A 1,142-nucleotide genomic window follows, 5' to 3' on the forward strand; every position below is an offset into this window, starting at 1 on the left:
GCACCGATAACTGGTATCGTTGCCCCTCGGTCAACTGCTGATAGCTCATGGTGATACTGCTTTTACTTTGGCGAGCAGAAGGGTACCACCAATCAGCAGTTGGCCACCTCTCGCCATTCATCCATGAGTGTCGCACTTATTATCTGAATTCCCGGATGACACCGTCGCTGGCCACAGTGCCAGGCAAACTGCTGACAATGCTCTTTGTCACCCACCACTCTGATACCCTGGCGCCGAAACAGCGTCACTTGCTTGAGCCAGCGCACCTCGTCCAACCCCAGCCGCACCAGGATGGGGGCAAGAGAAGCCGGGATATGGCCCCGTTTGTCCACTCGGATGGCGCGACCTGTCCAGTCCACCAGCATCAGGTAATCCGCAAAGGCATATGGCAGGCTATCGGGTCGCGCGTCGTGCGCGAATGGCAACAGCAACGGCGGCAATGGGGCGGCGGACTGCTCGCCATCGAGACGCTGCTTGAGGCTGGTGTAATCGCTCTGTTCAGGCCGGTCGGACAATCCCGCTCGTATCGGATTGAGATCAACATAGGCCATGCAGGCCAGCAGGGCTGATTCGGTGAGCAAGGCCTGGCTCTTGAAGCGCCCTTCCCAAAAATGGCCCTTGCAACCATCTTCCCGATTGGACTGCCGAGCCAGGTTTTCGTTGAGCAACCGCACAAACCAGCTGATGGAATGTAACCGCTCCCGCCACTGCCCTATCAGTTGTTGCACCACAGCGAGTTCAGGCTCAATCAGGGATTCCCCCTGATACCAGCGTCGTACCAGCAGCGGCCACTGGAACAGCGCCGCCCAACGCTCGGCCACCTCCCGCTCGCTCCAATTGGCAGCGGTATCCGGCTCGACCTTGAGCACCAGGTGATAGTGATTGCTCATCACCGCATAGGCACAAACACCGATGGCAAACAGTCGCGACAATTGGCCCAACTTGTCGACCACCCACTGGCGCCGATGCTCGTAACTCTGGCCGGAGTGGGCATCTTCCCCGCACAGAAACGCCCGCCGCACACAGCGACTGACCACATGGTAGTAAGGCGTATCCTGCAAACTGATTCCTGATTACCCATGATTAGCAGTCACCACGAGCTATACTGATCTTACGTACAGTTACTGAGGTGCGAGATCATG

At 57.8% G+C, this 1,142-nt stretch carries 1 protein-coding gene; it reads right to left on the bottom strand.

The features are described 5' to 3' along the window. Window positions 1-92 precede the first annotated feature (92 nt). Window positions 93-1,067: a transposase gene (locus tag PG887_RS22410; protein WP_270822953.1), complete on the bottom strand. Its 975-nt coding sequence runs from the start codon at window positions 1,065-1,067 to the stop codon at window positions 93-95. Window positions 1,068-1,142 lie beyond the last annotated feature (75 nt).

Origin of the sequence: Aeromonas sp. QDB14 (genome assembly GCF_027707845.1) — a bacterium.
Lineage (GTDB): Bacteria > Pseudomonadota > Gammaproteobacteria > Enterobacterales > Aeromonadaceae > Aeromonas > Aeromonas caviae.